Genomic DNA, 26,925 nt, shown 5'->3' on the forward strand with positions numbered 1-26,925 from the left:
AGGGAGCCCTGGTGTCGCCTACTGCCCCGGCGTGTCGTCCTCGGCCACCGCGAACACCGTCCCGTCCGGCGCGCCCGCGTACACGCGTCCGTCGACCGCCTGGGGCGCCGGCAGGGCGGCGGCGACCTCGTCGGGACGGCTGCCGGTGCGCAGGGTCGTCGTGCCGAGGAGGCGTCCCGCGCGCGCGTCGACGATCAGCAGGCGGCCGTCGGCGCCGCTGAAGTACACGCGCGCGCCGTCCGCCGCGAGGTCGGAGCCACGGCTCACGGACGTCTGGAGCGACCACACCTGCGCGCCCGTGCCGAGGTCCACGGCGGCCAGGGAGCCGTCGTAGCCCAGGAGGTAGACCTTCTCGCCGGCCACCGTCGCGCGCGCCTGCGTGAGGGCGACGTCCAGCGGCACCTTCAGGGACTTACCCGTAGCCGGGGAGTAGCGGACCACCGCGCCGGTCTCGCCGTAGTCCGTGCCGCCCTTGAGGAGGACGAGGTCCTCGCCCGCGCGCCCGACCGGGGTGAGCGCGCCGGTCAGCTTGGCCTCCCAGCGGACCGTGCCCGTCGTCGGGTCGAGCGCGGTGACCCGCGTGCGCGTGCCGTCGGAGGAGACGTTCGCCGCGTACGCGAGCCGGTCGCCCCGGAACGACGCGAACACCGGCAGGCGCTGGCCCTCGATCCGCTTGGTCCACAGGTCCTTGCCGGTCGCGCCGTCGACGGCCGTCACCTTGCCGTCGGAGGCGGTCAGCAGCAGCGCGCCGCCCGCGTGGCAGACGCCGGAGTACCCGGAGACGTCCCGCTGCCAGCGTGCCGCGCCGGTCGCCGGGTCCAGGGCGAGGGCGCGGCTGCCCGAGCGGGTGACGACCTGGACGAGGCCGCTCTCGACGACCGGCGCGCGGCCCGGGGTGTCGTCGGCGGCCAGCGCGTGCCGCCACAGCACGCGGCCGTCGTTCGCGTCGAGCGCCGAGACCAGACCCCGCTGAGCGCACAGGAGCCGCCCTGAGGCGTACGTGCAGCGCGGGAGGGACCCGGAGTCGTCCGGCGCCGGTTTTGTCGCCCAGGGGGCGAATGCGGCCGTTCTGGAGGGTGTTGTGCGCGGAGCGGCGGTGCTCGTGCCGTCCACGACGCGCAGGCCGACGAAACCGCCGCCCGCGAGGACGGCGACGGCGGCACCGGCGAGGAGCACCTTCCCGCGCCTGCGCCCCTTCCGGGGCTCCACCGGGACCGGCTCGGGCGCGCCGGCCGGGGTGGGCGTCCCGGCCGGCTCCGGGCCGGTCTCCGGCACGCGCCTGCTCGGGACGAACGTCTGCGTGTCGTACGACGCCGCCACCGACCGCAGCTCGCGCATCAGCTCGTCCGGCGTGGGCCGGTCCTCGGGCTCCTTCGCGAGGCAGCGCAGCACCAGGGGCGCGAGGTTCTCCGGCACGCCCGCGAGCTCCGGCTCGTCGTGCACCACCTGGTACGCCACGATGTACGGGCTGTCCGAGTCGAACGGGCCGCGTCCCGTCGCCGCGTGCACCAGCACCGAGCCCAGCGCGAAGATGTCCGCCGCCGGGCCCACCTCGCGCGGGCGCCGGAACTGCTCCGGCGCCATGAAAGGCGGCGTTCCGATCAACTTGCCCGTCTCGGTGCGCAGTTCGCTGTCCTTCGGGCGTGAGATCCCGAAGTCGATCACCTTCGGGCCGTCCTCGGCCAGCAGCACGTTGCTCGGCTTGAGATCGCGGTGCACCACGCCCACGCGGTGGATGTCCCGCAGCGCCTCCGCCAGCCCCGCCATCAGCCTGCGCAGCTTCGGCGGGGGCATCGGGCCGTTCCGCTTGACCTCCTCGGCCAGCGTCGGGCCGGGGATGAACAGCGTCGCCATCCACGGCCGTTCCGCGTCCGGGTCGGCGTCCACGACCGGCGCGGTGAACGCGCCGCTGACTCGCCGCGCGGCGCCGACCTCCTGTCGGAAACGGCTCCTGAACTCGGGGTCCTTCGCGAACTCGCCGTGCACGACCTTGACCGCGAGCTTCAGCCCCGACGTACTGCGCGCGAGGTGCACGACACCCATGCCGCCCGCGCCCAGACGTGACTCCAGGAGGTAGTGGCCGGCGTACTCGGGAAGTTCCGCTTCCACGCCCGCTCCGCTGTCCCTCCGTGGCGCCATGGAACCACCCCCGTGCTGTCTCGGCGCCTGGAGCCTAGTCGATGACACGTACGGGACAGAGGCGGGCCGTTGGCCGAGGTGTACGAATCTCGTACGCGTGTTTCGAACGCCGATCCGCGGGTATCAACGGGGTCCCATGGTCGTCATGGGAGTTCACGGGGATGTTTCACGGGGGGAGAGTTCTTCATGTCTGTCGACGAGGCCGCCGAGGCGGTGGAGACCGAGGAGCAGGCCGGTCTGGCGCAGGTGTACTACCCGGTCGCGCCCGACACCCAGCTCAACGTCCGCAACGGTCCGGGCACCAACTACTCCATCGTCAAGGTCCTGCCGCTCAACACGCGCGTGCCGGTCAACTGCCAGATCCCGGGGACGACGGTGTCCGGGTACTACGGCACCACGAACATCTGGGACAACATCGGGAACGGGGAGTTCGTCTCGGACGCGTACGTGAAGACCGGGAGCGACGGGTACATCGCACCTCGGTGCAACTTCTGAGCGGACCGGGGGAGTCGGGGTCGCGGCGGGGGTGACCCGGAGGGTACGGGGGTGAGGGCTGGGGCGTTCGCGGGGGCGAGCGGGTTGCGAGGCCGGGGGGTCTTGCCGGACGGGGCTCGTTGCGAGCCCGGCCACCCGCACGCGCCCCCGTCCACGCCGCCGCCTCCCCACCCCCGTACCCGCCCGCATCTCCGCCTCCCGGCCACGCCCTTGCCGCGACCCGCCCGGAAGTCCGCCCCCGCCCGGCGCCATAATCGTCCCGTGAGCGACGAAAACGGCAGCCCGGACACGGGGGACCTCCCGGACGGGGGCGCGGGGCCTCGTCCCGAACCCCTGCGCTTCTTCGGCACGACGTGGGTGAACCACGACGACGGCTACACGGCACGCCGGATCGCCGTCGCCGTAGGCTCCCCGATCGCCACCGTCGCCGCCTGCTTCGTCCTGCGGTTCGCGTACGAGGGCCTCGCGATCGCCGACATCGGCCGCTTCGTGACCGTCCTGCTCGTGGTCATGTTCGCGGGGTGCAGCGCGCTGGCCTTCGGCCACACCTGGGACGGCTTCCGCAAACGCCCCGACCCCGCCCGCCAGTCCTCCCTCCGCGGCCTCCTGACGATCGGCTTCCTCGGCTCCTTCCTCGCGTACACGTTCCGCGCCTTCCAGGAGGCCCCCGGCGAACAACTCCACCGCGAGGAGTACGAGGCGGCGCGCGAACGCCACGAACGCCGAGCGGTACGCAGGACGGGGAACCCGGCGAAGAAACGCCGGAAGGGCTGAGGGGGAGCGGCGGGGCCCACGCGTTTGGCGGTTGCCGTCGGTTGCCCGTGGGCGCGAGTACGTCGCGAGCGGCACGGGCGAAGCCCAAGGGCCGAACGAGCCTCTTGCGCGCGCGTGCGACGTGAGATGCGGTACGCGGAGCCGATGCCCTCCAGCAAACTCCCGCGCGCGTACGCGGTGTCGACGGGACAGGCTCGCGGCTCTCCGCCCGCGCCGGGGTGGTCGAACCGACGGTGGCCGTCAGCCCGAAGCCCTCGCCCGCACGGCACCTCCTTCGCGCGTGCGCCGGTACGACGCCCTCGCGTCGCCGTCTCCCGATGAGCCGGCATCCGCTTCCACGTACGCCCCCGTTCACACCAAAACCCGGTTCCCCCCGCCCCGACCCCCAGCCACCATGGCCTCATGACCGCTTCCCCGCACAACCCCACCCGAGCCCGTTCCTTCGACAGCGCGGCGGCCCAGTACGCGGCCAACCGGCCCTCCTATCCGGTCGAACTGCTGGACACGATCGAGGAGTTGGCGGGGCGCCGGTTCGTGGGGGCGATCGTGGGGGACGTGGGTGCGGGGACCGGTATTTCGACGCGGGTGTTGTACGAGAGGGGCGCGAACGTCGTCGGTGTGGAACCCGGCGACGGGATGGCGGCGGAGTTCCGGCGGGCGCTGCCGGACGTACCCCTGGTGCGGGGCGACGGAAACAACCTCCCCTTCCGCGACGGCAGCGTCGACTTCCTCACGTACGCCCAGTCCTGGCACTGGACGGACCCGAACCGCGCGGTCCCGGAGGCGCTGCGGGTGCTGCGGCCGGGCGGCGCGCTGGCGTTGTGGTGGAACACGACGCCGTTCGACGTCGCATGGCTGGCGGCGCAGGCGCGGCGCCTGGGGCGGCACTTCGGCATCGACGTCGAGGGCCAGAAGGCCCGCGCGTCGCGTACGGACCTGGCCGACCCGACCGGCACCCTCACCTTCACCCGCCGAACCGTCCGCTGGAGCCGCCGGGTCCCCCTGGACACACACCTGGCGAACATCGGCAGCCACTCGGCGTTCCTGGTCGACACACGGGAGCGCACGACAGCCTTCCTCACCGCCGAACGCGCCCACCTCCTGACCGAGTTCCCCGACGGCGCAGTGGAGGAGACGTACGACGTGACCCTGCTCCTGGCCCGACACACAACCACCTGACACCCCCGGGGCAACGCCGAACCACACAGCCTGCCCCGCATGGCGGGAGAGTCGCGTACGGCGGGGAGTGGGGTGCCGGGGATGCGGCGCGGCCCGTCGCTTACGAAGACAGCAGCGCACGGCTCGGTCCACCCCACCGGCCAACACCGTCCGCGACGGGCTCGCCGCACCCCCGACCCTTCCGCACCCCCGCCGGGCTCACCCCGCACCCCCCACCGCCCCGGAAACCACCTCCCGCCGCCCCTCGGCCCACCCCTCCAGCGCCGCCGCGCACGCATGGTCCACATGCCGCAGCCCGCCCAGTTCCAACCGCACCTCCCGGTCCCCCGGCAACCCCTCCAACGCGTCGAGCAGCTTCGGCAGCCGCAGAAACGTCGCGTGGCCGACGACCCGGACCACCAGCACCCCGTCCCCCCGGTCCTCGATCTCGACCTGTACATGGCTGATCTCCCAGGCCGTCTTGGCGACGGCGAGCCCCAGCCCGATCAGGACGCCCTCGAAGAGGTTCCCGAGGACGATCGCGACGGCGGTCACGATGAGGACGAGGACCTCCCCGCGATCCGTACGCCACAGCGCCCGGACCTGCCGCACGGGCAGGAGCCCGCACCCGGCGTGCACGAGGAGTGCCGCGAGGGCGGCGACGGGTATCAGGCCGAGCACCCCCGGTACGACGGCGGCGAAGAGCAGCAGCCAGGCACCGTGCAGCACCCGGGACGCCTTGGTCCGCACCCCCGCGCGGACTCCCCCAGAGGCCGCGCTCCGGACGATCACGGCAGTCATCGGCAGCGCCCCCAGCAGCCCGCACACCGCGTTCCCCGCACCCTGCGCCATCAGCTCCTTGTTGTAGTCGGTCCTCCTCCCGTCGTGCAGCCGGTCCACGACCGCCGCGCTGAACAGCGACTCCGCCGACGCGATCAGCGCGAACGCGACGACGGTCCCGATCACCCCCACCTCCGCGAGCCGCCCCACGTCGGCGAGGCCCGGCACCCGGACGGCCTCCCACAGCCCCCGCACCTCGACCCGCCGCACGTCCAGGCCGAAGCCACCGGTCACCGCCGCCGCGAGCGCGACCGCCACGAGCGGCGCGGGAACGAGCCGGGAACCCCGCCGCCACCGCCCCCACAGCAGTAGTACGACCATGGTGGCACCCCCCACTGACAACGCCACGGGATCCGCCCGCCCCGGCAGCTCCACCAGCCCCGCGAGCTTGCCGAGCCCGTCCGACGGCGCGCCCGCGTCCCCGAGCGCGTACATCTGCCCGGCGACCAGGACGAGCCCGATCCCGGCGAGCATCCCGTGCACGACGGCGACGGACACGGCCCGGAACCACCGCCCGAGCCGCAGCGCACCGAGCCCGAGCTGAAGCACCCCGGCGGCGAACACGAGGACGCCGAGCACGTGGAGCCCGTACGTGTGGACGGCCTCGTACACGAGCACGGTCAGCCCGGCGGCAGGACCGCTGACCTGGAGACCGCTCCCCGGCAGCGCACCCACGACGAGGCCGCCGACGATGCCGGTGACCAGCCCCAGCTCGGGCGGCACCCCCGAGGCCATCGCGACGCCCACACACAGGGGCAGCGCGACGAGGAACACGACGAGTGAAGCGGACAGATCGGCCTTGCGTACGACACGGCGCATCTCGGCAGCACCTCCGGTCGGCAGCGGGAGACGCGTGGGCGCCACGCCCGGGGGAGGGGCACGGCAGCTTCGTACGAACACCACGCGCGACCCGGAACCCCGCCGTTCCGCGCATGAATTCCATTGTCGGCAAGCCGAGTCGACCGCGCACCGGCTCCCGGGCGGCGCACGGGGGTGATCGGGAGCGGGAAGGGCGCGCGAGTCCTTGACGGCCCACCTCGTCGAGAGCATTATTCAGCGCATGATGAATAAAAGCTCCGGCATCCCCGAAGCGCCACCCGACACCCCCGCCCCCACCGACACCCCCGCTATCCACGCCGCCTCCCTCACCGTCACCCGAGGCCCCCGCGAAGTCCTCCACGCCCTCGGCTTCACCGTCCCGAGAGGCCAGATCACCGGACTCCTCGGCCCCTCCGGCTGCGGCAAGACGACCCTCATGCGGGCGATCGTCGGCACGCAGGCCAAGGTCACCGGCACCCTGGACGTCCTCGGCCGCCCCGCCGGCCACCCCGCGCTGCGCAGCCGCATCGGATACGTCACCCAAGCCCCGTCCGTGTACGACGACCTGACGATCCGGCAGAACCTCGACTACTTCGCGGCGATCCTCACCCCGGCCGCCCCGCACGCCGCCCGCCGCGCGGACGTCGACCGCGTCCTGGACGACGTCGACCTCACCTCCCACGCGAACTCCCTCGCCGGGAACCTCTCCGGCGGCCAGCGCAGCCGCGTCTCTCTCGCCGTCGCCCTCCTCGGCACCCCCGAACTTCTCGTCCTCGACGAACCCACCGTCGGCCTCGACCCCGTCCTGCGCCGCGACCTGTGGACCCTCTTCCACGACATCGCCGCAGCTCACGGCACCACCCTGATCATCTCCTCGCACGTCATGGACGAGGCCGAACGCTGCCACCGCCTCCTCCTCATGCGCGCGGGCCACCTCCTCGCCGACGACACCCCCGACGCCCTGCGCACCCGCACCACCACCGACACCGTCGAAGCCGCCTTCCTCCACCTGGTCGACGAGGCGACCGAGGCCGGCCGCGAGAAAGGCACTGTGCGATGACCACGGCACCCGCACCCACCCGCGTCCTGACCGCCGCCCGCACCACCGCGACCGCCGCCCGCGTCCTGCGCCAGCTCCGCCACGACCCGCGCACGATCGCCCTGCTCCTGCTCATCCCCTGCCTGATGCTGGTCCTGCTGCGCTACGTCTTCGACGGCAGTCCCCGCACCTTCGACGACATCGGCGCCTCCCTCCTCGGGATCTTCCCGCTGATCACGATGTTCCTGGTCACCTCCATCGCCACCCTCCGCGAACGCACCTCCGGCACCCTCGAACGCCTCCTCGCGATGCCGCTCGGCAAGGCCGACCTGATCGCCGGATACGCCCTCGCGTTCGGCGCGCTGGCCATCCTCCAGTCCGCGCTCGCCACCGGCCTCGCCGTCTGGTTCCTCGGCCTCGACGTCACCGGCAGCCCCTGGCTCCTGCTGCTCGTCGCCCTCCTGGACGCCCTCCTCGGCACCGCGCTCGGCCTCTTCGTCTCCGCGTTCGCGGCCTCCGAGTTCCAGGCCGTCCAGTTCATGCCGGCGGTGATCTTCCCCCAGCTCCTCCTCTGCGGCCTCTTCACCCCGAGGGACACGATGCACCCCGTCCTCGAAGCGATCTCCGACGTCCTGCCCATGTCGTACGCCGTCGACGGCATGAACGAGATCCTCCGCCACACCGACCTGACGGCCGCCTTCGTCCGCGACGTCCTCGTCGTCGCCGGCTGCGCCCTGCTGGTCCTCGGCCTCGGCGCCGCGACCCTGAGCCGCCGCACCCGGTGAACCGCCGTGTTCCGCCAGCCGGACAGCGCTCCCCGCCCCCTGCGCCCGGTGCGAGGATGGCGGCATGAGCCAGAAAGTCGCAGTCCTCGGCACCGGAAAGATCGGCGAAGCCCTGCTCAGCGGGATGATCCGAGGCGGCTGGGCCCCGGCCGACCTCCTGGTCACCGCCCGCCGCCCGGAGCGCGCCGAGGAACTCCGCGCCCGCTACGGCGTCACCCCGGTCACCAACCCGGAAGCCGCCAAGACCGCCGACACCCTGATCCTCACCGTCAAGCCGCAGGACATGGGCACGCTGCTCGACGAACTCGCCCCGCACGTCCCCGCCGACCGCCTCGTCATCAGCGGCGCCGCCGGTATCCCCACCTCCTTCTTCGAGGAGCGCCTCTCACCGGGCACCCCGGTCGTCCGTGTCATGACGAACACGCCCGCGCTCGTCGACGAGGCCATGTCCGTCATCTCCGCCGGCACCCACGCCACCGACGACCACCTCGCGCACGCCGAGGAGATCTTCGGTGCCGTCGGCAAGACCCTGCGCGTCCCCGAGTCCCAGCAGGACGCCTGCACCGCGCTCTCCGGCTCCGGACCGGCGTACTTCTTCTACCTGGTCGAAGCCATGACCGACGCCGGGATCCTGCTCGGCCTCCCGCGCGACAAGGCCCACGACCTCATCGTCCAGTCGGCCATCGGTGCCGCCGTGATGCTCCGCGACAGCGGCGAACACCCCGTCAAGCTCCGCGAGAACGTCACCTCCCCGGCCGGTACCACCATCAGCGCCATCCGCGAACTGGAGAACCACGGCGTACGCGCCGCCCTCATCGCCGCCCTCGAAGCGGCCCGCGACCGCAGCCGCGAGCTCGCCTCCGGCAAGAAGGACTAACCCTCCGAGGGAACGCCGGCCGGGATCGGTTCGGCTGCTCGACCCGGTTCGAGCAGCCCGATCGCACGGTAAGCGGCGTCCACCGTCGGCCGCGCCATGGCCCTCGCCCTCTCCGCTCCGTCCCGCAACACCCCTTCCACATGTCCTGGTTCCGCGCACAACTCCTTGTGTCTGGCCTGCACGGGCCGCAAAGTCTCGATCACAGCCTCGGCAGTGTCCGTTTTGAGCGCTCCGTACGACTTGTGAACGCCTGACAGATCCTCAGGGTTCCCGCCCGTGCACGCCGCGAGGATCTCCAGCAGATTCGCGACGCCGGGACTCGCCGCACGGTCGTACACGACCTCCCGCCCGCTGTCCGTGACGGCGCGCAGCACCTTCTTGCGGATCGTGTCGGGCTCGTCGAGGAGATAGACGATGCCCGGACCGGAATCGTCGGACTTCCCCATCTTCGACAGCGGATCCTGAAGATTCATGACCCGCGCGGCGACCTCTGGATGCGTCGCCTTCGGCACGACGAACGTATGGCCGTACCGCTGGTTGAACCGCACCGCCAGATCCCGCGCCAGCTCCACGTGCTGCGCCTGGTCGTCACCGACCGGCACCTCGTCCGTCCCGTACGCGAGGATGTCCGCGGCCATCAGCACCGGATACGTCAGCAGCGACAGCCGCACACTCCCGCCCCGCGCCTGCTCCCGCCGCGCCTTCTCCTTGTACTGGATCATCCGCCGCATCTCGCCGTCGGTCGCGATGCACTCCATGACGTACGACAGCCGCGCGTGCTCGTCGACGTGGCTCTGTACGAAGAGAGTGCACAGCCGCGGATCCAGCCCCGTCGCGAGCAGCAGCGTCGCCGCCTGCCGGCTGAGCCTGCGCACGCGCGCGGGATCGTGGTCCACGGTCAGGGCATGCAGGTCCACGACGCAGAAGACCGCGTCGGACCGGTGCTGGTCGGCCTCGGCCCACCGCCGCATGGCCCCCAGGTAGTTCCCCAGTGTCAGGTGCCCGGTCGGCTTGATCCCGCTGAAGACCCTCGTCATCTCCACTCCTCCTGATCCGGACCGCCGACCCGGTCGGCCCCCGCGATCCCGGAGAGGAAACGAGAACGGCCGCCGAGGCGGCGGCCGTTGATGCGTACGTGAGTACAGGCCGCCGTCAGGCGGCCCACCACTGCTGGGTGTACGTACGCGTTGTCATGAGGGCCAGCGTACGCCTCCGGGGTGCCCCTCGGGGGAGGAGTTGACACCCCCCGGAGCCGGTACGTAGTGTTCTCCGAGTTGTCCAGCGTGAGCGCCGACTCCGGTCGGTCCCCGGACAGCCATTCCACAAGTACCAACCAACACTCGACCTGGTGTCGTGTCTTTGGCGTGCGTATTTGCGAAATGAGGAATCCACGTTCGAAAGGGCGCGGCCCCCCGATTGGCTTCGGAGGGCGGGAATCCGCTAAAGTCTCACTCGTCGGAACGGCCCAAGGGCCAGGAAGACAACCCCCGCTGGCTGGGAATCAGACGCCGAAAGGATCTGATAGAGTCGGAACCGCCGGAAAGGGAAACGCGAGAGCGAGAACCTGGAAAGCACCGAGGAAATCGGATCGGAAAAAGATCTGATAGAGTCGGAAACGCAAGACCGAAGGGAAAAGCCCGGAGGAAAGCCCGAGAGGGTGAGTACGAAGGAAGCGTCCGTTCCTTGAGAACTCAACAGCGTGCCAAAAATCAACGCCAGATTAGTTGATACCCCGTCCCCGGCCGATGGCCGAGGATGAGGTTCCTTTGAAACAAACACAGCGAGGACGCTGTGAACGGTCGGATCATTCCTCCGATCGTTCCGCTCTTCTGTGTTGTGCACCCGATAACGGGTAAACATTCACGGAGAGTTTGATCCTGGCTCAGGACGAACGCTGGCGGCGTGCTTAACACATGCAAGTCGAACGATGAAGCCCTTCGGGGTGGATTAGTGGCGAACGGGTGAGTAACACGTGGGCAATCTGCCCTTCACTCTGGGACAAGCCCTGGAAACGGGGTCTAATACCGGATATCACTTCTGCCTGCATGGGCGGGGGTCGAAAGCTCCGGCGGTGAAGGATGAGCCCGCGGCCTATCAGCTTGTTGGTGAGGTAATGGCTCACCAAGGCGACGACGGGTAGCCGGCCTGAGAGGGCGACCGGCCACACTGGGACTGAGACACGGCCCAGACTCCTACGGGAGGCAGCAGTGGGGAATATTGCACAATGGGCGGAAGCCTGATGCAGCGACGCCGCGTGAGGGATGACGGCCTTCGGGTTGTAAACCTCTTTCAGCAGGGAAGAAGCGAAAGTGACGGTACCTGCAGAAGAAGCGCCGGCTAACTACGTGCCAGCAGCCGCGGTAATACGTAGGGCGCAAGCGTTGTCCGGAATTATTGGGCGTAAAGAGCTCGTAGGCGGCTTGTCGCGTCGGATGTGAAAGCCCGGGGCTTAACCCCGGGTCTGCATTCGATACGGGCAGGCTAGAGTTCGGTAGGGGAGATCGGAATTCCTGGTGTAGCGGTGAAATGCGCAGATATCAGGAGGAACACCGGTGGCGAAGGCGGATCTCTGGGCCGATACTGACGCTGAGGAGCGAAAGCGTGGGGAGCGAACAGGATTAGATACCCTGGTAGTCCACGCCGTAAACGGTGGGAACTAGGTGTTGGCGACATTCCACGTCGTCGGTGCCGCAGCTAACGCATTAAGTTCCCCGCCTGGGGAGTACGGCCGCAAGGCTAAAACTCAAAGGAATTGACGGGGGCCCGCACAAGCAGCGGAGCATGTGGCTTAATTCGACGCAACGCGAAGAACCTTACCAAGGCTTGACATACACCGGAAACGGCCAGAGATGGTCGCCCCCTTGTGGTCGGTGTACAGGTGGTGCATGGCTGTCGTCAGCTCGTGTCGTGAGATGTTGGGTTAAGTCCCGCAACGAGCGCAACCCTTGTCCTGTGTTGCCAGCGTGCCCTTCGGGGTGACGGGGACTCACAGGAGACCGCCGGGGTCAACTCGGAGGAAGGTGGGGACGACGTCAAGTCATCATGCCCCTTATGTCTTGGGCTGCACACGTGCTACAATGGCAGGTACAAAGAGCTGCGAAACCGTGAGGTGGAGCGAATCTCAAAAAGCCTGTCTCAGTTCGGATTGGGGTCTGCAACTCGACCCCATGAAGTCGGAGTTGCTAGTAATCGCAGATCAGCATTGCTGCGGTGAATACGTTCCCGGGCCTTGTACACACCGCCCGTCACGTCACGAAAGTCGGTAACACCCGAAGCCGGTGGCCCAACCCCTCACGGGGAGGGAGCTGTCGAAGGTGGGACTGGCGATTGGGACGAAGTCGTAACAAGGTAGCCGTACCGGAAGGTGCGGCTGGATCACCTCCTTTCTAAGGAGCATCTAGCTGCCGTAAGGCAGCCAGGGCCATAACGCAGGCGAACGTTCTGCGGTGGTTGCTCATGGGTGGAACGTTGATTATTCGGCCGGAACATCGGGTCGGAGGCATTGCGAGTACTGCTCTTAGGGGCGTGGAAAGCATGATCTCCGGACGGGTTCGGGTCGGGCACGCTGTTGGGTGTCTGAGGGAATGAACTCCCTCATGATGCCGACCCCGGTGAAAACCTGCGTGAGTGGGTTGTGACGGGTGGTTGGTCGTTGTTTGAGAACTGCACAGTGGACGCGAGCATCTGTGGCCAAGTTTTTAAGGGCGCACGGTGGATGCCTTGGCACCAGGAACCGATGAAGGACGTGGGAGGCCACGATAGTCCCCGGGGAGCCGTCAACCAGGCTTTGATCCGGGGGTTTCCGAATGGGGAAACCCGGCAGTCGTCATGGGCTGTCACCCATACCTGAACACATAGGGTATGTGGAGGGAACGAGGGGAAGTGAAACATCTCAGTACCCTCAGGAAGAGAAAACAACCGTGATTCCGGGAGTAGTGGCGAGCGAAACCGGATGAGGCCAAACCTACGACGTGTGAGACCCGGCAGGGGTTGCGTCGTGGGGGTTGTGGGATCTCTCTTCTGTCGTCTGCCGGCGACAGGACGAGTCAGAAACCGTTGATGTAGGCGAAGGACATGCGAAAGGTCCGGCGTAGAGGGTAAGACCCCCGTAGTCGAAACGTCAACGGCTCGTTTGAGAGACACCCAAGTAGCACGGGGCCCGAGAAATCCCGTGTGAATCTGGCGGGACCACCCGCTAAGCCTAAATATTCCCTGGTGACCGATAGCGGATAGTACCGTGAGGGAATGGTGAAAAGTACCGCGGGAGCGGAGTGAAATAGTACCTGAAACCGTGTGCCTACAAGCCGTGGGAGCGTCGGATACGTGCTTGCACGTATCTCGTGACTGCGTGCCTTTTGAAGAATGAGCCTGCGAGTTTGCGGTGTGTTGCGAGGTTAACCCGGGTGGGGTAGCCGTAGCGAAAGCGAGTCCGAACAGGGCGTTTCAGTAGCACGCTCAAGACCCGAAGCGGAGTGATCTAGCCATGGGCAGGTTGAAGCGGAGGTAAGACTTCGTGGAGGACCGAACCCACCAGGGTTGAAAACCTGGGGGATGACCTGTGGTTAGGGGTGAAAGGCCAATCAAACTCCGTGATAGCTGGTTCTCCCCGAAATGCATTTAGGTGCAGCGTCGTGTGTTTCTTGCCGGAGGTAGAGCACTGGATAGGCGATGGGCCCTACCGGGTTACTGACCTTAGCCAAACTCCGAATGCCGGTAAGTGAGAGCGCGGCAGTGAGACTGTGGGGGATAAGCTCCATGGTCGAGAGGGAAACAGCCCAGAGCATCGACTAAGGCCCCTAAGCGTACGCTAAGTGGGAAAGGATGTGGAGTCGCAGAGACAACCAGGAGGTTGGCTTAGAAGCAGCCACCCTTGAAAGAGTGCGTAATAGCTCACTGGTCTAGTGATTCCGCGCCGACAATGTAGCGGGGCTCAAGCGTACCGCCGAAGTCGTGTCATTGCAGCGTATAGCCCCAACGGGTGCTGTGATGGGTAGGGGAGCGTCGTGTGCCGGGTGAAGCTGCGCCGGAAGGCAGTGGTGGACGGTTCACGAGTGAGAATGCAGGCATGAGTAGCGATTCACACGTGGGAAACGTGTGCGCCGATTGACTAAGGGTTCCTGGGTCAAGCTGATCTGCCCAGGGTAAGTCGGGACCTAAGGCGAGGCCGACAGGCGTAGTCGATGGATAACCGGTTGATATTCCGGTACCCGCTGTGAAGCGTCAAACATTGAACCAGGCGATGCTAAGTCCGTGAAGCCGTCCCGGAGCCTTCGGGCAAAGGGAAGTGGTGGAGCCGACGGACCAGACTTGCAGTAGGTGAGTGATGGGGTGACGCAGGAAGGTAGTCCATCCCGGGCGGTGGTTGTCCCGGGGTAAGGGTGTAGGCCGTGCGATAGGCAAATCCGTCGCACATTGAGGCTGAGACCTGATGCCGAGCCGATTGTGGTGAAGTGGATGATCCTATGCTGTCGAGAAAAGCCTCTAGCGAGTTTCATGGCGGCCCGTACCCTAAACCGACTCAGGTGGTCTGGTAGAGAATACCGAGGCGTTCGGGTGAACTATGGTTAAGGAACTCGGCAAAATGCCCCCGTAACTTCGGGAGAAGGGGGGCCATCACTGGTGAGAGGACTTGCTCCTTGAGCTGGGGGTGGCCGCAGAGACCAGCGAGAAGCGACTGTTTACTAAAAACACAGGTCCGTGCGAAGCCGTAAGGCGATGTATACGGACTGACGCCTGCCCGGTGCTGGAACGTTAAGGGGACCGGTTAGTCACATTTCGGTGTGGCGAAGCTGAGAACTTAAGCGCCAGTAAACGGCGGTGGTAACTATAACCATCCTAAGGTAGCGAAATTCCTTGTCGGGTAAGTTCCGACCTGCACGAATGGCGTAACGACTTCTCGACTGTCTCAACCATAGGCCCGGTGAAATTGCACTACGAGTAAAGATGCTCGTTTCGCGCAGCAGGACGGAAAGACCCCGGGACCTTTACTACAGTTTGATATTGGTGTTCGGTTCGGCTTGTGTAGGATAGCTGGGAGACTTTGAAGCGATCACGCCAGTGGTTGTGGAGTCGTCGTTGAAATACCAGTCTGGTCGTGCTGGATGTCTAACCTGGGTCCGTGATCCGGATCAGGGACAGTGTCTGATGGGTAGTTTAACTGGGGCGGTTGCCTCCTAAAGAGTAACGGAGGCGCCCAAAGGTTCCCTCAGCCTGGTTGGTAATCAGGTGTTGAGTGTAAGTGCACAAGGGAGCTTGACTGTGAGACCGACGGGTCGAGCAGGGACGAAAGTCGGGACTAGTGATCCGGCGGTGGCTTGTGGAAGCGCCGTCGCTCAACGGATAAAAGGTACCCCGGGGATAACAGGCTGATCTTCCCCAAGAGTCCATATCGACGGGATGGTTTGGCACCTCGATGTCGGCTCGTCGCATCCTGGGGCTGGAGTCGGTCCCAAGGGTTGGGCTGTTCGCCCATTAAAGCGGTACGCGAGCTGGGTTTAGAACGTCGTGAGACAGTTCGGTCCCTATCCGCTGCGCGCGCAGGAACATTGAGAAGGGCTGTCCCTAGTACGAGAGGACCGGGACGGACGAACCTCTGGTGTGCCAGTTGTTCTGCCAAGGGCATGGCTGGTTGGCTACGTTCGGGAGGGATAACCGCTGAAAGCATCTAAGCGGGAAGCCTGCTTCGAGATGAGTGTTCCCACCTCCTTGAGAGGGTAAGGCTCCCAGTAGACGACTGGGTTGATAGGCCAGATCTGGAAGCCCTGTAAGGGGTGGAGGTGACTGGTACTAATAGGCCGAGGGCTTGTCCTCAGTTGCTCGCGTCCACTGTGTTGGTTCTGAAACCACGAACAACCCCATGCCATGGTTCATGGTGTGGTGCGGTTGATGTGTTTCATAGTGTTTCGGTGGTTATAGCGTGAGGGAAACGCCCGGTTACATTCCGAACCCGGAAGCTAAGCCTTACAGCGCCGATGGTACTGCAGGGGGGACCCTGTGGGAGAGTAGGACGCCGCCGAACAATCATTCCGGGAAACCCCCGCACCTTATGGTGCGGGGGTTTTCTGCGTTTAGGGTTGGTGTATGCGCTACGACCTGGTGATCTTCGACAACGATGGCGTGCTCGTTGACAGCGAGCCCATTTCCAATCGGCTGCTCGCCGAATATCTCACCGAGGTCGGGCATCCGACGTCGTACGAGGAGTCGATCCGGGACTACATGGGGTCCGCGATGCACCGGATTCACGATCTGGTGCTGGAGCGGACCGGGGAGCGGTTGCCGGAGGGGTTCGACGAGGTCTTTCATGGCCGGGTGTTCGCCGCGTTCGAGCGGGAGCTGAAGCCGGTCGCGGGGATCGTGGAGGTGCTGGAGCGGCTGGTGGCGGCGGGGGTGCCGTACTGCGTGGGGTCGTCCGGGAGTCATGAGCGGATCCGGGTGGGACATCGGGTGGCCGGGCTCGACCGGTTCTTCGGGGAGGGGCGGGTCTTCAGCGCGGAGGATGTGGGGCGGGGGAAGCCGGCGCCGGATCTGTTCCTGTACGCGGCCGAGCGGATGGGGGTGGCCCCGGGGCGGTGCGTGGTCGTCGAGGACTCGCCGCTCGGGGTGCGGGCGGGGGTGGCGGCCGGGATGGACGTACTCGGCTTCACCGCGATGACGCCCGCCGAGCGGCTCGTGGGGGCCTCGCGGATGTATGCCGAGCCGGGGGAGCTGGTGGAGTTGCTGCTCGGGTGAGGGCAGGTGAGGGACAGAATCTCTCAAACTGGGAGCAGAACATCCCAACCGTGAACGCTGGGCTATCAACACCAAGAGCTGAGCGAAATTCATCTTTGGCTTGATCTACCCATGAGTACGCCGGGGCCCTACGCTCGCCGCCATGACAGAAGTGCTGCGGCGCGGTAGGGCCTCGTTGGCGTTCAGCTTCTTTGCGCATGGGGCCGCGTTCGCTCTGCTGGTGACCCGGATTCCGGCGATCCAGGATCGGTACGGGATCTCCGACGGGCTGTTGCCGGTGTATCTGGCGGCCGTGCCCGTGCTGGCCGGGGTCGGGAGCGTGGCGTCCGAGCGGGTCGTGCGGAGGGCGTCGTCCAGGGTCGTCCTGCGGTGGGCCCAGCCCGTCGTCCTGCTCGCCCTGGTGGGGGTCGGGGCGGGGCACGGGGCCGTTCAACTCGCCGCCGCTCTGGCCGTGTTCGGGCTTTCGCTCGGGGCGCTCGACGCGACGATGAACATGCTGGGGGTGAGCCTTCAGCGGGCGTACGGGCGCAGCATCATGCTCAGCTTCCATGCGGCGTTCAGTCTTGGGGGGATCGTCGGGTCCTCGCTCGCCTGGGTCGGTGCGCACTGGGAGTTGGAGCTGTGGGTGCTCTATCTGCCCGTCGTCTGTGTGCTGTTGCCGGCCGCGCTCCTCGGGAGCCGGTGGTATGTCGACGGCCGTACGGGAGTTGAGGCCCCTGAGGAGGGCGTCAAGAGCGGGGACGGGCTTGCCTTCCGGGTGTTGCTGCCGCTCTGCCTCGTCATGGCGTTCGCCTATATCGGGGACTCCACCGTGTCCAACTGGAGTGCCAAGTACCTCCAGGACGTGCTGGGGAGTTCCGAGCAGCTCTCGACCGTGCCGTACAACGTCTACATGGTGACCATGCTCGTCGGGCGGGCCGTCGGGGACTACGGGGTACGGCGGTTCGGGGCCGTCGTCGTCGTGCGGGTCGGGGCGTTGGTCGCCGCCGGGGGGTTCGCCGTGGTCGCCGGGGCGCCGGGGGCCTGGGTGGGGATGGCGGGGTTCACGCTCGTGGGGGTGGGGTTGTGTGTGATCGTGCCGCAGACGTTCGCGGCGGCCGGGCGGTTGTTCCCCGGAGCTTCCGATGCCGCCGTCGCTCGGCTCAACATCTTCAACTACGTCGGGTTTCTGGTGGGTTCGCCGCTCGTGGGGGTGATCGGGGACGCCTGGAGTTATCGGGCGGCCATGCTCGTGCCCATGGGGTTGGTGCTGGTGACCGTCCTGTATGCCCGGTCGTTCGAGACGCGGGGGGACCGATACGGTGGCGGGCATGAGCGGGCGCGCACAGTTGATGTGGGATGAAGCGGTCACCGGGTACGACTTCGGGGACGGGCATCCGATGGATCCCGTACGGCTTGAGCTGACGCGGGGGTTGGTGGCGGCGCTCGGGCTGGACCGGGAGGTCGACGTCGTCTCGGCCAAGGCGGCCGGGGAGTCGACTCTGCGGCTTGTGCATCGGGAGGACTACATCGAGGCCGTGAAGGCGGCCTCCGCGGATCCTCGGGCGGCCGATCAGGCGTACGGGCTCGGGACCGTCGACGATCCCGCGTTCGCCGGTATGCACGAAGTCAGTTCCCTCATCGCCGGGTTGTCCGTCGGGGCCGCCGAGGCCGTGTGGCGGGGGGACGTCTTGCACGCCGTCAACTTTGCCGGGGGGCTTCATCATGCGATGCCCGGTGGGGCCGCCGGGTTCTGTATCTACAACGATGCGGCTCTTGCCATCGCGCGGTTGCTGGAGCTGGGGGCCGAGCGGGTCGTCTACATCGACGTCGATGTGCATCACGGGGACGGGGTGCAGGCTGCGTTCTGGGAGGATCCCCGGGTTCTGACCATCTCGCTGCATGAGCATCCTCGTACGTTGTTTCCGCAGACCGGGTGGGCCGAGGAGACGGGGGCGTCCGGGGTTGCCGAGGGGTCCGCTGCGAATGTGGCGTTGCCTGCGGGGACCGGGGATGCGGGGTGGGTGCGGGCGTTTCACTCCGTGGTGCCGGAGTTGGTGGCGGAGTTTCGGCCCGATGTTGTGGTCAGTCAGCACGGCGCGGATACGCATTTCGAGGATCCGTTGGCTCATCTCGCGGTTTCTCTCGATGCGCAGCGGGCTGTTCAGGTGGCCTGTCATGAGTTGGCTCATGAATACGCCGGGGGGAAGTGGGTCGCGCTGGGTGGGGGTGGGTATTCCGTCGTGGATGTCGTTCCTCGGTCCTGGGCGCATTTGGTGGGGATTGCCGCGGGGAAGGAGGTGTCGCCGGATGCGGTGATTCCTGAGGGGTGGCGGGAGCAGGTCTTTGCTCGGACTCGGCAGTTGGCGCCTGCTCGGATGAGTGATGGGCGGTGGCCGGTGAGTTGGGCTTCCTGGGAGGCGGGGTACGACCCGGGGGACCGGGTGGATCAGGCGGTGCTGGCGGCTCGGCGGGCGGTGTTTCCGTTGCGGGGGTTGTTGGCGTAGGGATTTCTCGCCCCCGCCGCCCCTACCCGTCCCATCCCCCAGGGGCTGCCGCCCCTTCGACCCCGCTTCAGGGGGCTCCGCCCCCTGGACCCCGGGTGGGTGGGGGAGGTGGGGGCAGCGTTCCGTGGGTGGGTGGGGATCGGCCCTGAAGGGGCCTCGTCCTCAAACGCCGGACGGGCTGGGGCGGTTGGGTGGAGTGGGTGGGTGCGGGCCGTCCCCAAACGCCGGACAGGCTGGGGCGGTTGGGTGGAGTGGGTGGGTGCGGGCCGTCCCCAAACGCCGGACAGGCTGGGATGAGACGGGCTGGGGTGGCTAGGGGCCCTCCGGTGGGCTCGGTGTGGTGTTACTCCAACCAGGTTGTGGGGGGCCTGAGTTTCAGGTGTAGCCGGGATGACTTCGGCAGGATTCTGGTGTGTTCAGTGCTGAGGCCCTCGCGGCCTATCTCGTTGATGTGGGGATTTCGGGGCGCGTGTCCACCACCCGGGAGCGGAGTCTGCGGAATTATCGGTTGTTCGGGGCGGGGGATCCTCGGGTGCGGTTGGGGGTGGTGACCCGGGGGGTTTGGGGGGTTCGGGAAGTGCTGGGGGTCATGGTGGAGGGGTGTGGGGTTTCGGACGATCTGCGGGTGGTTTCAGGGCAGGATTGGGTGGAGCCCCTGAAGACCGTCGCCGCGCTCGACGCGTTTGCGGATCGGATCAGGAATGTTGCGCTCTGTAACGGTGCCGTGTTGGTGGGGACGGGACATCCGGGGCGGTTAGGGGGGTTTTACCGGGGGATCGTGGACGCCTTGTCGACGGCGGGATGTGAAGTGCTCACACCTGCGAAGGGTCTCTCTGTCGACATAACGACCCGGTTCGGTCTACGCACGCACATCCTTCAGTACGTACGGGGAGTCGGCCGGCTCCTCGAACCGGGCGTCGAACGCGCCGGTTGCGCGACCGGCGTGCACACGCATTCCCCGCTGCCGGTTCGGCTCGCGCTGGAGGCCCTCGCGGCGTCCGGCGGGCGGCTGCCGGACCTGGTCATCGGGGACCACGGCTGGGTCTGCGGAGCAGGTCAGCTGGGGTTTGAGGCCATTGGGCTGGCCGATGCCGATGACCCCGCGGTGTTCGTGGGGCAGGCCGAGGGGATCGTGTCCGTCGCCGTTCCGGTTGATGACGGCGTGCGGTCCGATTACTACTTGCCGCTTACCCGCTACGTACTCAATCGAGCGTGTCTGTCACAGTAGGACTGCCTTGGGGTGCACCTCTTCCCCACTCGCATCACCCGCCCCTACATTGGGGAGTGAGCACGCAACGACGAAGAGTTACCGGAAGGGGAAGCCGGTGACCGTCGAGTGCGGAAGGTTCAGGTGTTGTCATGGCAGCTGATCGGCCTCTCAACGAGGTTGTGTTCCTTACCGTGGCGGAAGTCGCCGCGGTGATGCGCGTTTCGAAGATGACCGTGTACCGCCTGGTGCACAGCGGTCATCTGCCCGCGATCCGGGTGGGGCGGTCCTTCCGCGTCCCCGAACAAGCGGTGCACGAGTACCTCCGCGAGAGTTATGTGGGGGTGGAAACCGCCTGACGGCTGACCTGGGGGGGATCAGTGCAGGGCACGTCCGATCTCCCCCGACCCCCTCGATTACGACCTCAGCGCGCGGACGGGTAGGCTGGCCCCTCGTAGGTCGTGTGGGCCCCGGCGCCCAGCACCGAGTGATGAGAAGTGAGCGAGGGTAAGTCGTGGGCTCTGTCATTAAGAAGCGGCGTAAGCGGATGGCGAAGAAGAAGCACCGCAAGCTGCTGAAGCGGACGCGCGTCCAGCGCCGTAACAAGAAGTAAGCCAGAGCGCTTACGACTTGAATCGGCGCGTCGCGTACGCGTGGTGTGGCCCCCACCGGTTATTCCGGCGGGGGCCACCCGCATATCCGGTCACCCGCATATCCAGCTACTCGTATATCCGGCCAGTGTTTTCCCGGCGCTCCGCCTTCTTATGGCCATGCTTGCCTCGGGCAGTCATCACAGCGCAACACCGAAGCGCTAGGTTGGCACCCAACACCAGGCCCTGGAAGAAAGGCGCTGATCTTGGGGAAGGTCGTGCTTGTCACCGGAGTGGCCCGCAGGCTGGGGGGACGGTTCGTACGGCGGATCCAGCGCGATCCCGGCGTGGACCGGGTGATCGGGGTGGACGTCGTACGGCCCGAGCACTCCCTCGGGGGCGCCGACTTCGTCCAGGCGGACATCCGCCAGCCGGCCATCGCCCGGGTGCTGGCGGAGAGCGGCGCCGACACCGTCGTCCACATGGACGTGACCGGCACCCCGCTCGGCAGCGGGAGCCGGACGTCGGTCAAGGAGACCAACGTCATCGGGACGATGCAGCTGCTGGGGGCCTGTCAGAAGGCGCCCGGCGTCAAGCGGCTCGTCGTGAAGTCCAGTACGAACGTGTACGGGTCCGCGTCGCGCGACCCGGCCGTGTTCACGGAGTCGACGGCCGCGAAGTCGCTGCCGAGCGGCGGGTTCGCGAAGGACGCCGTCGAGGTCGAGGGGTACGTACGCGGGTTCGCGCGGCGGCGGCCCGATGTGGCCGTGTGCGTGCTGCGGTTCGCCAACATCCTCGGGCCCGGCGCCGAGACGCCGCTCGCCTCGTACTTCGAACTGCCCGTGCTGCCCACGGTGTTCGGGTACGACCCGCGGCTCCAGTTCGTGCACGAGGACGACGTCATCGAGGTGCTGCGGATCGCGTCGTACGACCCGGCGCGCGGGACGCAGAACAGCGGGACGTTCAACATCGCGGGGGACGGGGTGCTGCTGCTGTCGCAGTGTTCGCGGCGGCTCGGGCGGCCCACCGTGCCGCTGCTGCTGCCGGCCGTCACCTGGGCGGGGTCGCTGGTGCGCACGCTCGGGATGACCGACTTCTCGCCCGAGCAGATCCGGCTGCTGACGCACGGGCGGGTGGTGTCCACGACGCTGATGCGCGAGACGCTCGGGTTCTCGCCGGCGTTCACGACCGCCGGGACCTTCGCGGACTTCGCGCGCAGCCAGGGGGCCGGGCTGCTGCCGCCGGAGCTGGTCGGTGACGCCGTCGACCGGGTCGCGGCGCTGGTCCCGCCGAACTTTCCGACGCCGAGCGCGAACTGAGGAGCGTGTCCACGATGGCGGACGCCAAGGTCATCCCGTTCGACGACGACAGGTCCCGTACGGGGACGGCGACGCGGCCCGCGCGGCGCCGGGGCGGGCTCGGGAAGCGGGAGGCGAGGAACGGCGAGGTCCAGCCCCTGCCCATCAGGGCACCGGAGCGCGATGATGTTCCGGTGACACCACAGGAGCCGCGGTCCGTCGAGCGGCGTATCGCGGGCGGGCTGTCGTTCCTGCGGCGGCGGCTGACCGGGGAGTACGAGGTCGACGACTTCGGCTTCGACGAGGAGCTCACCGACCAGGTCCTGATGTCGCTGCTGCGGCCGGTGTACGAGAAATACTTCCGGGTCGAGGTGAAGGGCATCGAGAACATCCCCTCCGAGGGGGGTGCGCTGATCGTCGCCAACCACTCCGGGACGCTTCCGCTGGACGGGCTGATGATGCAGGTCGCCGTCCACGACAACCACCCCGCCGACCGCCATCTCCGGCTGCTCGCCGCCGACTTGGTCTTCGTCCTGCCGGTGGTCAACGAACTCGCGCGCAAGCTCGGACACACGCTCGCGTGCGCGGAGGACGCCGACCGACTCCTCGGCCAGGGCGAGTTGGTCGGCGTCATGCCGGAAGGCTTCAAGGGCCTCGGCAAGCCCTTCGGGGAGCGCTACAAACTCCAGCGCTTCGGCAGAGGCGGCTTCGTCTCCACGGCTCTGCGCAAGGGGGCTCCGATCATCCCGTGCTCGATCGTCGGCGCGGAGGAGATCTACCCGATGATCGGCAACGCGAAGACGCTGGCGAGGGTGTTGGGCTTCCCGTACTTCCCGGTCACGCCGACGTTCCCGTGGCTGGGCCCCCTGGGCGCCGTCCCGCTCCCGACCAAGTGGACGATCCAGTTCGGCGAGCCGATCCCCACGGACGGCTATCCGCCGGAGGCCGCCGAGGACCCGATGCTGATGTTCAACCTGACGGACCAGGTACGCGAGCAGATCCAGCACACGCTCTACAAGCTGCTGGTGCAGCGGCGGTCGGTGTTTTTCTAGGGTGGGTACGGCGATGGGGCGCCCAACTTCGAGTTGGGCGCCCCATCGCCGTACTAGTCCACGTCCTCGCTGTCGATGCCCAGGCCGGGGAGGAGGCCGGGGATGAGTGGGGGGATCGTGACGTCGGGGGGTGTGGTGGGGAGGGCGGGGGTGGGGGGGAGGTGTTTCGGGGGGTCCAGGAGGTTGCCGCCGGTGTTGCCGCCGAGGAAGCCGTCGTCGGACGGGGTGGCGGGGGCGGCCGGGGTGGTCGAGTGGCCTGGAGCGGTGTGGTTCGGGGTGGAGTGGCCCGGGGTCGGGGAGGTGGGGTTGGTGTGGGACGGGGTGGTGGTGCCGGGGGGTGTGGTGCGGGGGGTTGTCGAGCCGTGGGACGGGGGCGGCGGGAGGAGCGATTGCAGGGGGGCCACCTCCTCGTCCATCGCGTCGAAGACCAAGGTGACCTGCTCGCCGACGTCCCCCAGCTGGACCGGGAGGTGGTCGCGCAGGGCGCCCCAGGTCTCGCGGTGGGACTGGGCGAAGGCGGAGAGGGCGCGCATCGGGCCCAGGGACTCCGGGTCGCGTTCGTACGCCTCGTGCAGGAGGCGGTGGCCCTCCGTCGCGTCGTGGGTCATGCCCGAGAGGGTGCGGCGGATCTCGCCCAGGGACTCGTGGTCGAGGTGGACGCCCCGGCCCCGGTCGAGGAGGCGGCGCGCTTCGTTCAGGCGCGTCGACGCCTGGTCCAGGTACGCCTGGCCGCGCTCCGTGTCGTCGTCCGTCAGGTACGTCAGCTTGAAGTCCTCGATGCCGCGCTTCAGGCCGTACAGCGAGTCGCCCGGCAGCGCGTCCGAACTCGCCGCCGCGACCCCGCCGAAGGCGCCCGCGGCGACGCCGACGCTCAGGCCGCCGGCCGTGAGGCCCTTGGCGAGCCGGCCGCGCGGGCGGAGCTTGCCCAGCGACCGGTGTTTCGCGGCGCGGTGACCGCGCTGTTCCGGTACGGAGGGGGCCTCACCCCCTTGCAGCATGGCTTCCATCGCGGCGACCAACTGCGCCCGGTGGACGACCTTGACCTCGGGGTCCAGCTGCGGCTTCGGCAGCTCCGCCAGGTCCGCCGTCAGGGACAGCAGCGTGTCCTGTCCGGTGCGGTCGGCGGCGTCCGGTGCCGGCGGTGATCCCTCGGGCTGCTCGGCCGCCGTGCCCTGGTCCGAATCCTCCAGGGCCTGGGCGAAGGCGTTCGCCCGCCGGTGTGCCGATACGTTCGCGATCACTGGCGGCACCTCCTCTCGTCATCACGGTCGACTCCCCTGGGGGTCTGAGGGTTGCACGTCCTCGACCGGTTCCCCACGATCGGGTGACCGGGGGCGGGCGGAACGTGACCACAGGGAGCCTGTATCCCGCTCAACGAATGGCGCGGCACTTGGGTTACGGACTGAGGATGATCGGATCGGGAAGTCAACGGACTTTCACTGAAAGTGAGTTGGCGGGAGGTTTCGGTTACCGGGCGTCTTCCGGCAGGAGCCGGGCGAGGGTACGGACGGCCCGGTACTGGAGCGTTTTGATCGCGCCCTCGTTCTTGCCCATCACCCGCGCGGTCTCCGCGACCGACAGGCCCTGGAGGAAGCGGAGCGTCACGCACTCCTGCTGCTGGGGGTTCAGGCGGCGTACCGCGTCCAGGAGCGCCGCGTTCGACAACGACTCCAGGACCGAGTCCTCCGGGGAGCGCTCGACCTCGTTCGCGTCGAGCATCTCTCCCGTCGTCACCTCCAGGCGGAAGCGGCTCGACTTGAAGTGGTCGGCGACGAGGTTCCGCGCGATCGTCACCAGCCAGGCGCCGAAGTCACGGCCCTGCCAGGTGAAGGTGCCGATCCTCCTGAGCGCGCGCAGGAACGTCTCGCTCGTCAGGTCCTCGGCGGTGGCCTTTCCGCCCACCCGGTAGTAGATGTACCGGTAGACCGTGTCGCTGTACTGGTCGTACAGGCAGCCGAAGGCTTCGGCCTCGCCGGACTGCGCGCGTTCCACCAGGTCCATCATGCGGGCGCTGTCGCTGTCCGCGGCGGGGCGGCGGGCGGCGGGTGCGGTCGTGCGACCGCGCCTGCCGACAGTGGTGCCGCCGTCGGCGAGCGCGTAGCACGCGCCGACGGGGGTGGCGGTGGCGAAGGCGGGGACACCGAACGCGGGGGGGACACAGCCGCGCAGCGTTTCCTTTAGCGTCGCGATCGAATCGCGCAGCGTAGCCAGGCCCGAGGCGTCAACCCCGACGTGTGGGTACACGGGACTCCCAGAGGCAGAGCTTCCATCACATGCAGTGCGGGACCGATCACCTGTTGCAGTGGTGGGCGGGTTCCGGAATGCGTTTGAGGAGAATAACGCTTCGTGAAGGCCCTGCTACGCCGAGTTGCTCAAAACTTCGATTACGTCGGTTTTGTGATCGATTGACGTCGAATCAAGTTCACTGTTCCGACCGGGGGTTGATCGAAAAAGATCGGCTTCGGGGGTGTTTCGGGGCGTGTTGAGCCGGGTGCGGGCCGCGTTGTGGCTTGTCGCGCCGTTACCCGCGCCCCTAAACGCCAACTGCTCTCGGGTGGGAGGCGAGTTGACGTTTGCTGGGGGTTGTGGAGGGTTGCTGGCGGGACGGGTCCGGTGATTTTCCGGCCGTCGGATAATCGCCCAGCCGGGCCGGTGCCCGGGCTTCGACTACCGCTTCCTGCGGCTCAACGCGATCGCCGCCGCCGTGCCGCCCGCCACCGCGCCCACGCCCGCTGCCGCCGGGATGCCTACGCGGGCCGCCTTGCGGCCTGTGCGGTAGTCGCGCAGGCGCCAGTCCAGGTTGCGGGCGTGTTTGCGGAGTTTGGTGTCGGGGTTGATGGCGTAGGGGTGGCCGACCAGGGAGAGCATCGGGATGTCGTTGTGGCTGTCGCTGTAGGCGGCGCAGCGGGTCAGGTCCAGGGATTCGGCGGCGGCGAGGGCGCGGACCGCTTCCGCTTTGGCCGGGCCGTGGAGGAGTTCGCCCACCAGTCGGCCCGTGTAGATGCCGTCCACCGACTCCGCGACCGTGCCCAGTGCTCCCGTCAGGCCCAGGCGTCGCGCGATGACGCGGGCGATCTCGATCGGGGCCGCTGTGACCAGCCACACCTTCTGGCCCGCGTCCAGGTGGGCCTGGGCGAGGGCCCGGGTGCCCGGCCAGATGCGGTCGGCGAGGTACTCGTCGTAGATCTCCTCGCCGATCGACTGGAGCTCGGCGACCCGGTGGCCCTTCACGATGGAGAGGGCCGAGTCGCGGGCGTCCTGCATGTGCTCCGGGTCCTCGTGGCCGGCCAGCCTGAAGTACGCCTGCTGCCAGGCGAAACGGGCCAGGTCGCGGGTCTCGAAGAACTTGCGTTTGTACAGCCCACGGCCGAAGTGGAAGAGGGCGGCGCCCTGCATGACGGTGTTGTCGAGGTCGAAGAACGCGGCGGCCCTGTCGTCGCCCTGGACGGGGAACTCCGGCTCCCTGTCCTTCTTCTCCTCGTCCTCCTTGGAGGACTTGCGCGCAGCCTCAGCCGACGCTTCGCCTGCCAATACGCTCCGTGCCGTGGCTGAGCGCCTACGGGGAGTGAGCCATCCGAGAGCGGCCATGTCGTGAGCATAGCCAGTCCACCGGACACGTTCCGGATCGGTGGGGTTCG

At 67.8% G+C, this 26,925-nt stretch carries 20 protein-coding genes and 3 rRNA genes; 17 read left to right on the forward strand and 6 right to left on the reverse strand.

Going from position 1 to position 26,925, the window contains the following annotated elements; translation table 11 throughout:
- Positions 1-18: 18 nt before the first annotated feature.
- Complete coding sequence (locus ACQCO7_RS24535) at positions 19-2,139, reverse strand: serine/threonine-protein kinase (RefSeq protein WP_464073846.1); 2,121 nt, start codon at positions 2,137-2,139, stop codon at positions 19-21.
- A gap of 186 nt (positions 2,140-2,325) precedes the next feature.
- Here ACQCO7_RS24535 and ACQCO7_RS24540 point away from each other — a divergent pair, with 186 nt between their 5' ends.
- The 3 genes from ACQCO7_RS24540 (at position 2,326) to ACQCO7_RS24550 (ending at position 4,587) form a co-directional block, all read left to right on the forward strand.
- Positions 2,326-2,634 carry a peptidase gene (locus ACQCO7_RS24540; RefSeq protein WP_464073847.1) on the forward strand — a complete coding sequence of 103 codons (309 nt, stop codon included), beginning with the start codon at positions 2,326-2,328 and terminating at the stop codon, positions 2,632-2,634.
- Positions 2,635-2,895: 261 nt separating this feature from the next.
- A complete protein-coding gene (locus ACQCO7_RS24545) occupies positions 2,896-3,408 on the forward strand; it encodes an EamA/RhaT family transporter (RefSeq protein WP_464073848.1) in 513 nt (170 codons plus the stop codon).
- Positions 3,409-3,810: 402 nt separating this feature from the next.
- Positions 3,811-4,587 (forward strand): class I SAM-dependent methyltransferase, encoded by a 777-nt coding sequence (locus ACQCO7_RS24550; protein ID WP_464073849.1) that lies wholly within the window; start codon positions 3,811-3,813, stop codon positions 4,585-4,587.
- A 198-nt stretch (positions 4,588-4,785) separates the two neighbouring features.
- On the opposite strand, the gene ACQCO7_RS24555 is transcribed toward ACQCO7_RS24550, so the two are convergent.
- Positions 4,786-6,225, reverse strand: a complete 1,440-nt coding sequence (locus ACQCO7_RS24555) for a SulP family inorganic anion transporter (protein ID WP_464073850.1) — start codon at positions 6,223-6,225, stop codon at positions 4,786-4,788.
- 241 nt (positions 6,226-6,466) lie between these two features.
- Between ACQCO7_RS24555 and ACQCO7_RS24560 the strand changes: the two genes are divergently transcribed.
- From ACQCO7_RS24560 to proC, 3 genes are all read left to right on the forward strand, one after another.
- Complete coding sequence (locus tag ACQCO7_RS24560; RefSeq protein WP_464073851.1) at positions 6,467-7,285, forward strand: ABC transporter ATP-binding protein; 819 nt, start codon at positions 6,467-6,469, stop codon at positions 7,283-7,285.
- The gene (locus tag ACQCO7_RS24565; protein WP_464073852.1) at positions 7,282-8,049 is read left to right on the forward strand and encodes an ABC transporter permease; all 768 of its coding nucleotides are present in this window, start codon (positions 7,282-7,284) and stop codon (positions 8,047-8,049) included. The genes ACQCO7_RS24560 and ACQCO7_RS24565 overlap by 4 nt, the downstream gene beginning before the upstream one ends.
- Positions 8,050-8,113: 64 nt before the next feature.
- The gene (proC, locus tag ACQCO7_RS24570) at positions 8,114-8,926 is read left to right on the forward strand and encodes a pyrroline-5-carboxylate reductase (protein WP_010351505.1); all 813 of its coding nucleotides are present in this window, start codon (positions 8,114-8,116) and stop codon (positions 8,924-8,926) included.
- On the opposite strand, the gene trpS is transcribed toward proC, so the two are convergent.
- Positions 8,923-9,963: a tryptophan--tRNA ligase gene (trpS, locus tag ACQCO7_RS24575; RefSeq protein WP_464073853.1), complete on the reverse strand. Its 1,041-nt coding sequence runs from the start codon at positions 9,961-9,963 to the stop codon at positions 8,923-8,925. The two genes, proC and trpS, sit on opposite strands and share 4 nt — an antisense overlap.
- Before the next feature lie 822 nt (positions 9,964-10,785).
- On the opposite strand from trpS, the gene ACQCO7_RS24580 reads away from it, so the two are divergent.
- The 11 genes from ACQCO7_RS24580 (at position 10,786) to ACQCO7_RS24630 (ending at position 23,287) form a co-directional block, all read left to right on the forward strand.
- Positions 10,786-12,312, forward strand: a 16S ribosomal RNA gene (locus tag ACQCO7_RS24580).
- 302 nt (positions 12,313-12,614) lie between these two features.
- A 23S ribosomal RNA gene (locus ACQCO7_RS24585) occupies positions 12,615-15,736 on the forward strand.
- Positions 15,737-15,827: 91 nt separating this feature from the next.
- Positions 15,828-15,944, forward strand: a 5S ribosomal RNA gene (gene rrf, locus ACQCO7_RS24590).
- Together the 16S, 23S and 5S rRNA genes form the textbook arrangement of a ribosomal RNA operon.
- Positions 15,945-16,006: 62 nt before the next feature.
- On the forward strand, positions 16,007-16,654 hold the full coding sequence (locus tag ACQCO7_RS24595; protein ID WP_075733539.1) for an HAD family hydrolase: 648 nt from the start codon (positions 16,007-16,009) through the stop codon (positions 16,652-16,654).
- Positions 16,655-16,796: 142 nt separating this feature from the next.
- Positions 16,797-17,996, forward strand: coding sequence for an MFS transporter (locus ACQCO7_RS24600; RefSeq protein WP_464073854.1), 1,200 nt, complete (start codon positions 16,797-16,799; stop codon positions 17,994-17,996).
- Positions 17,965-19,140 carry an acetoin utilization protein AcuC gene (locus ACQCO7_RS24605; RefSeq protein WP_464073855.1) on the forward strand — a complete coding sequence of 392 codons (1,176 nt, stop codon included), beginning with the start codon at positions 17,965-17,967 and terminating at the stop codon, positions 19,138-19,140. Before ACQCO7_RS24600 ends, ACQCO7_RS24605 begins: the two co-directional genes overlap by 32 nt.
- A gap of 412 nt (positions 19,141-19,552) precedes the next feature.
- Complete coding sequence (locus ACQCO7_RS24610; RefSeq protein ID WP_464073856.1) at positions 19,553-20,368, forward strand: phosphatase; 816 nt, start codon at positions 19,553-19,555, stop codon at positions 20,366-20,368.
- 131 nt (positions 20,369-20,499) lie between these two features.
- Positions 20,500-20,706 carry a helix-turn-helix domain-containing protein gene (locus ACQCO7_RS24615; RefSeq protein WP_010351066.1) on the forward strand — a complete coding sequence of 69 codons (207 nt, stop codon included), beginning with the start codon at positions 20,500-20,502 and terminating at the stop codon, positions 20,704-20,706.
- A 155-nt stretch (positions 20,707-20,861) separates the two neighbouring features.
- On the forward strand, positions 20,862-20,960 hold the full coding sequence (locus ACQCO7_RS24620; protein ID WP_003948845.1) for a 30S ribosomal protein bS22: 99 nt from the start codon (positions 20,862-20,864) through the stop codon (positions 20,958-20,960).
- 243 nt (positions 20,961-21,203) lie between these two features.
- Positions 21,204-22,256: an NAD-dependent epimerase/dehydratase family protein gene (locus tag ACQCO7_RS24625; protein WP_464073857.1), complete on the forward strand. Its 1,053-nt coding sequence runs from the start codon at positions 21,204-21,206 to the stop codon at positions 22,254-22,256.
- Positions 22,257-22,270: 14 nt separating this feature from the next.
- The gene (locus ACQCO7_RS24630) at positions 22,271-23,287 is read left to right on the forward strand and encodes a lysophospholipid acyltransferase family protein (protein ID WP_464073858.1); all 1,017 of its coding nucleotides are present in this window, start codon (positions 22,271-22,273) and stop codon (positions 23,285-23,287) included.
- Positions 23,288-23,340: 53 nt separating this feature from the next.
- Here the strand turns inward: ACQCO7_RS24630 and ACQCO7_RS24635 are convergent, their stop codons facing one another.
- From ACQCO7_RS24635 to ACQCO7_RS24645, 3 genes are all read right to left on the reverse strand, one after another.
- Positions 23,341-24,528 carry a DUF5667 domain-containing protein gene (locus ACQCO7_RS24635; RefSeq protein ID WP_464073859.1) on the reverse strand — a complete coding sequence of 396 codons (1,188 nt, stop codon included), beginning with the start codon at positions 24,526-24,528 and terminating at the stop codon, positions 23,341-23,343.
- Between the two features lie 226 nt (positions 24,529-24,754).
- On the reverse strand, positions 24,755-25,531 hold the full coding sequence (locus ACQCO7_RS24640) for an ECF subfamily RNA polymerase sigma factor, BldN family (RefSeq protein ID WP_010351070.1): 777 nt from the start codon (positions 25,529-25,531) through the stop codon (positions 24,755-24,757).
- 423 nt (positions 25,532-25,954) lie between these two features.
- Positions 25,955-26,875: an HAD family hydrolase gene (locus ACQCO7_RS24645; protein ID WP_464073860.1), complete on the reverse strand. Its 921-nt coding sequence runs from the start codon at positions 26,873-26,875 to the stop codon at positions 25,955-25,957.
- Between the last annotated feature and the right edge of the window lie 50 nt (positions 26,876-26,925).

This window comes from Streptomyces saintjeani, assembly GCF_055409605.1.

Excerpts from the sequence above, each read along its gene's own strand:
- ACQCO7_RS24630 (WP_464073858.1), top strand. The coding sequence starts at position 22,271 with ATGGCGGACGCCAAGGTCATCCCGTTCGACGACGACAGGTCCCGTACG.
- ACQCO7_RS24605 (WP_464073855.1), top strand. The coding sequence starts at position 17,965 with ATGAGCGGGCGCGCACAGTTGATGTGGGATGAAGCGGTCACCGGGTAC.
- ACQCO7_RS24615 (WP_010351066.1), top strand. The coding sequence starts at position 20,500 with ATGGCAGCTGATCGGCCTCTCAACGAGGTTGTGTTCCTTACCGTGGCG.
- ACQCO7_RS24560 (WP_464073851.1), top strand. The coding sequence starts at position 6,467 with ATGATGAATAAAAGCTCCGGCATCCCCGAAGCGCCACCCGACACCCCC.
- ACQCO7_RS24540 (WP_464073847.1), top strand. The coding sequence starts at position 2,326 with ATGTCTGTCGACGAGGCCGCCGAGGCGGTGGAGACCGAGGAGCAGGCC.
- ACQCO7_RS24535 (WP_464073846.1), bottom strand. The coding sequence starts at position 2,139 with ATGGCGCCACGGAGGGACAGCGGAGCGGGCGTGGAAGCGGAACTTCCC.
- ACQCO7_RS24555 (WP_464073850.1), bottom strand. The coding sequence starts at position 6,225 with ATGCGCCGTGTCGTACGCAAGGCCGATCTGTCCGCTTCACTCGTCGTG.
- ACQCO7_RS24565 (WP_464073852.1), top strand. The coding sequence starts at position 7,282 with ATGACCACGGCACCCGCACCCACCCGCGTCCTGACCGCCGCCCGCACC.
- ACQCO7_RS24645 (WP_464073860.1), bottom strand. The coding sequence starts at position 26,875 with ATGGCCGCTCTCGGATGGCTCACTCCCCGTAGGCGCTCAGCCACGGCA.
- proC (WP_010351505.1), top strand. The coding sequence starts at position 8,114 with ATGAGCCAGAAAGTCGCAGTCCTCGGCACCGGAAAGATCGGCGAAGCC.
- ACQCO7_RS24595 (WP_075733539.1), top strand. The coding sequence starts at position 16,007 with ATGCGCTACGACCTGGTGATCTTCGACAACGATGGCGTGCTCGTTGAC.
- ACQCO7_RS24550 (WP_464073849.1), top strand. The coding sequence starts at position 3,811 with ATGACCGCTTCCCCGCACAACCCCACCCGAGCCCGTTCCTTCGACAGC.
- ACQCO7_RS24600 (WP_464073854.1), top strand. The coding sequence starts at position 16,797 with ATGACAGAAGTGCTGCGGCGCGGTAGGGCCTCGTTGGCGTTCAGCTTC.
- trpS (WP_464073853.1), bottom strand. The coding sequence starts at position 9,963 with ATGACGAGGGTCTTCAGCGGGATCAAGCCGACCGGGCACCTGACACTG.